The sequence below is a fragment of the Deltaproteobacteria bacterium genome, from assembly GCA_019309545.1.
In the GTDB taxonomy this organism is placed as follows: Bacteria; Desulfobacterota; Desulfobaccia; order Desulfobaccales; family Desulfobaccaceae; genus Desulfobacca_B.
In genome coordinates this window covers 1-4,743 of the sequence record JAFDGA010000064.1, presented here as the reverse complement: position 1 = coordinate 4,743, position 4,743 = coordinate 1, and the positions used below count along the sequence as shown (strand labels likewise).

Below are 4,743 nucleotides of genomic sequence, written 5' to 3'. Positions count from 1 at the left end.
CCAGAACAGGAACGACTGCGCCAGGCTATACAGGAGGCGCGAAAGAACCTGCCAAAAGTACGCTACTCAAACGAGATCATGAAACTCATTACGCGCATCTGCCTGGATCAAGGGGTAGATGGCCATCGGGCTGACATCTATATGCTGAAGGTGTCCCAGGTTCTGGCCGCCTATTATGGCCGTGGCCTGGTCAACGAAGATGATGTCCGGGAAGCCGCTGAACTAGTGCTTCTGCATCGCCTGCGGCGGAAACCCTTCAGCGAGCCGCGGCTGGATCAAGAAAAACTGGAAGAGAGCATCCAAAGACATCAGGAACCGCGGGAGCCAGAACCGCATTCGCCGCCCCCGTCGCCGCCCCCGGAAGAATCACCGCCTGACCAGGATGCCATTCCAGGGACTGGAGAAGTTACTTTTGACCCCGGCTCTCCTTTTCCGGTTCGCCCCCTGGACCTCCCCCGGGATCGGGAGCCCAAGATGGCCCAAGGCCGCCGCACTCGGGCCCGGACTAACGATCGCACCGGGCGTTATGTGCGTCCTGCTTTGATCCCTTCCGGCTCTCCAGATCCGGCCCTTGACGCCACCCTGCGGGCCGCCGCGCCTTATCAAAAAGTAAGGGAGAAAGGCAACCTGGCCGTGGCAATCGCCGATTCAGATCTGCGCCACAAGGTGCGCGAAAAACGCATCGGCCACCATATCCTGTTTGTGGTAGATGCCAGCGGCTCCATGGGGGCCAATCAACGCATGGTGGAAACCAAAGCCGCTATCCTCTCCCTGCTCCTCGATGCTTACCAGAAGCGGGAGCGAGTGGGCCTGGTGGTCTTTCGGGGCGAAAAAGCCCAACTGGTTTTACCCTTCACCAATAGCGTGGAACAGGCCAAGAAATATCTGCAAGACTTGCCCACCGGCGGCAAGACGCCCTTGCCCCACGCCCTGCATCTGGCCTATGAACTGCTGCACAAGGAGAAAGCAACGCATCCCCAGGATGCATTCCTCCTGGTGCTGATCTCCGATGGCAAGGCCAATCTCAGTATGGGGCAGAATTCCGCCCTCACCGAAGCCAAAGAGATCGCCAGCCAACTGCGAGGTCTCAATATTGCCTCCCTGGTGCTGGACACCGAGACCGGCTTTCTTAATCTGGGCTGCCTATCGGAGTTGAGCGAGACCCTGGGGGGGCGATATTATAACCTCCAGGATCTCCGAGCTCCCGAGGTAGTGGCCCGGATAGAGGAGCTGTTGGTACGATGTTAAGCTTTTGACTGCTCTGACGGCAGTGGTCATTTCCCCACCAGAATAATCTTATGATTCACTAGGTTATGCCGATGAATGTCACCCCATCCACGCCACCGCTACCACCGTTGGCACATACTCGCCGCCACGCTGTCTCCAAGACATCGCGCCGGTAGATCCAATCATACAAGGCATAAAACCGGAACCGCGGTTCTTGCTTGGCCTTACGGCCCAGTTTCCATCGGAAGCGAGAAAGTTTCCAAGGCACACCTGATTCCGGTTTGAACTCTTCTTCCGTAGCGGAACTCTCGTTCAAGCGGCATTCCCTCCTGTGATGAAAACACGATCAAAGTCCTGCCCCTTGGCTCCACGGGGATTAGCCGCTTCCTTGCTACTATGGGCAGGTCCGACTCCCGGCCAGGACAGGAAAGCAGGTTATGATTTCCCTGCCTCCTTTGGGCTGAAGCTACTTGTTGCCCAACCCGTCCTGCCGGGTTTCCCGGGTTCCCTGGCGATTCTCTGAATACATGCCGCCTCCAAGCACCCCGGATGGCCCAGCGCCACGCTCCTGTTATCTAATGACGCTAGTAGCAGGCTTCCCCAGCCGTTCTACGGGTCGCCGTCCGCTAACCAGTATAACGAGGCCGAATCTAGTTCGCAGTCGCTGCGGCCTGCATCCCGTCTTGGTCATACGACCTTGACCAGCCCGCTTGCCATTTCGGGTTACCCCTAATGCCGAGCTATGACTTCATGGTGAACAGGCAATTACCATGGATAGAACCTTACATCTATCGAGAACCGCCAGAGTTTAGCCTGGTGCACGAACAGTTACAAAAAATCTAATTGACAAATGGAGATTATCGTTATAGAAGAGGAATAATCTTATCCTCAACAAGGAATCTGTTGGTGTCCCTTTCCGGCTTCACCTGAAGTCGCCTTCCAAACTCTGCCCGGGTTGGCTGAGCAACAAGCCAAACCTAAGCTCCATTCTTTTTTCTTTGGTAGCCTGATTCATATCAGCTTATTTATAAAATTTTTATAGACTTATGCGGTCCTGATCTGAGGTGGCCCCGGTTTTCAACCTGTGGTTACCTGGGGTTCAGAAGACCGCCACTCAGTCAGTGGCAAGGCTATGGTGGTGATTTTCGCGGCACCTGACCGAAATTATGTGCGGCAATCCCTATAAGATGCAGATTAAAGACATAGGAACCACGGAAAGGAGAAGATCATGGTGAGGAACAACAAGGTTTTCTTATTGGCATTAGTTTGGGCCGGCATGACGCTTTCGGTTTGGACGGGGCCGCTGCAGGCAACCACGGTAGAGACCGAAATCGAGCTCCTGAAACAGCAGTTAGCGGAGCTGGAAAGGAAAAAAAATGAGGAAATAGAGGAACTAAAAAAGAGGATTGCCGCCTTGGAACAGGAAACCCGGGCACCGCAGGCTTCGACCACGGAGGTGCAGGAGGTAAAAAAAGAGGTTACCACCCTGACCGGCAAGGTGGAGAATTTTATTGAAAAACATAAGCTCAAAGCCGGATTGCGCATGCAGGCCTGGTATCAGTTTGTGGAAGATGGGAAAGCGGCGGGGAGAGGCCGGAAAGACCTGGACGATTTTATGCTGCGCCGCTTCTATTTTTATTTGCAGGGCGAGGCCTTTCCGGGCTTCGGTTTCTTCGCCCATATTGCTGGCGACCGTCTCGGTCAGGATGGGCTTGATCAGCCCTCGGTGGGTCTGGGCACCAGCATCGCGGTGCGCGACGCCTGGGTTTATTATAAATTGGGCGATCCGCTGCAAATCCAACTGGGGCGGATGTATATCCCCTTTACCCGCAACTATGGCACGACCTCCACCTTTACCCTGTTGCCGCTTGATCTGGCTTTCAATCAGGGCGGAGTGCGGGGCGGCATTTTTTATTACAGCAAAGTGGGGCGGGATGACGGGGTGCTGCTGTGGGGCAATCCCTGGGGCGGCCTGATCCAGTACCGCCTGGGTCTGTTTGACGGGGTCGAAGGCGCGGCTAATCCCGATGATAACCTGAGACTGGCCGGTCGGCTATCGGTGAGTCTGTTAGAGCCCGAAACCTCCTGGTTCAATAAAGGGACCTACCTCGGCCAGAAAAAAGTCTTCTCCCTGGGCGGCGGCTTTGATTACCAGAATAACCTCACCTTAAATAACCGGCCGGATGAGAACAATCTGGGCTGGACAGTGGACCTGTTTTTCGACCACCCCATCGGCCGCGGCGCGCTCACGGCGGAAGCAGCCTATATTAATGTCAAAAATGTGACCCAAACCCTCAGCTATAGCTGGCTTACAGCCGGAGAAGACGCTCAAATGTTTTATATTCAAGGGGGCTACCTGCTGCCTTGGCAGTTGGGGCCGGGCCGACTCCAACCCTATTTCCGCTATGAGCGCCTGTTGGTGAAAGACCGGCCGGACACCTATTTTCCCAGCTTCGGCCTCAATTATTATCTCAAAGGCCAGAATGCCAAGCTGAGCGTGGATTGGACTCAGATCACCCAGGAGGAAGATCACGCCCCCAGCGGCAACTACAGCGGGGGCGATCAGAACCTGGTGACCGTCCAGGGACAGGTGGGGTTTTAAGACGCCCATCATCATTTCTGCGGCTCGTCTCGTGATCTGGTTGTAGTCGGAACGAGGCTCTAGATGACATTGTGGAAAAATTTCTTTGCCACCCGAGGGGGCATCATTGGGGTGGGCCTGGTGATCGGGGTCCTGGCCGCCCTGTTACCGAAGTGGGGCAATCCGGGAAACATGGGCATCTGTGTGGCCTGCTTTGAACGCGATATCGCCGGCGGCCTGGGACTGCACCGCGCCGCGGTGATCCAGTATATCCGCCCGGAAATCATCGGCTTCGTGCTCGGTGCCTTTCTCAGCGCTTATCTGTTCAAGGAATTCCGCCCCCGGGCTGGTTCCGCCCCGATTGTCCGATTTGTCCTGGGGGCCTTCGCCATGATCGGCGCCCTGGTCTTTCTGGGCTGTCCCTGGCGGGCTCTGCTGCGTCTGGCCGGTGGGGACGGCAACGCCATTTTCGGCTTACTGGGTCTGGTGACCGGGGTGTGGCTCGGCACCTGGTTCTTCAAGCAGGGCTATAACCTGGGGCGCACCCAGGCCACTTATACCTCGGTAGGCTGGATCATGCCGCTGCTCATGGTCGGACTATTCCTGCTCCGGCTGATCTTTCCCCCGCTTCCGGAGCAGGCCCAAAATGGTATATTATTTTTGATTATGGCTTTTGGTCAGCTTAACATGCTATAATTTTCTAAAATATATAATAAAAAGAGGCCATAAGCCATGCACCAAGAAGGTCTGAATCTTCTAAAATTTCAAAGAAAGTTTTCGACGGTGAAGGCCTGTCAAAAACACCTGTTTAAATTGCGATGGCCCAAGGGTTATCAGTGTCCACGCTGTGGCCATCGGCAAGCATCCTTTATTCGCACCAGAAATTTATATCAATGCTGTTCCTGTCGTTATCAGGTTTCTTTGACCGCCGGAAC

General features: G+C 55.1%; 4 protein-coding genes. All 4 read left to right on the top strand.

The window, feature by feature from the left end:
• Positions 1–78 precede the first annotated feature (78 nt).
• Positions 79–1,248: a VWA domain-containing protein gene (locus tag JRG72_11440; protein MBW2135818.1), complete on the top strand. Its 1,170-nt coding sequence runs from the start codon at positions 79–81 to the stop codon at positions 1,246–1,248.
• A 1,207-nt stretch (positions 1,249–2,455) separates the two neighbouring features.
• Positions 2,456–3,829, top strand: a complete 1,374-nt coding sequence (locus JRG72_11435) for a hypothetical protein (protein MBW2135817.1) — start codon at positions 2,456–2,458, stop codon at positions 3,827–3,829.
• A gap of 63 nt (positions 3,830–3,892) precedes the next feature.
• The gene (locus JRG72_11430) at positions 3,893–4,504 is read left to right on the top strand and encodes a YedE-related selenium metabolism membrane protein (GenBank protein ID MBW2135816.1); all 612 of its coding nucleotides are present in this window, start codon (positions 3,893–3,895) and stop codon (positions 4,502–4,504) included.
• Positions 4,505–4,540: 36 nt separating this feature from the next.
• Positions 4,541–4,743, top strand: a 203-nt coding sequence (locus JRG72_11425) for a transposase (protein ID MBW2135815.1), incomplete at its 3' end; no start/stop codon positions are given.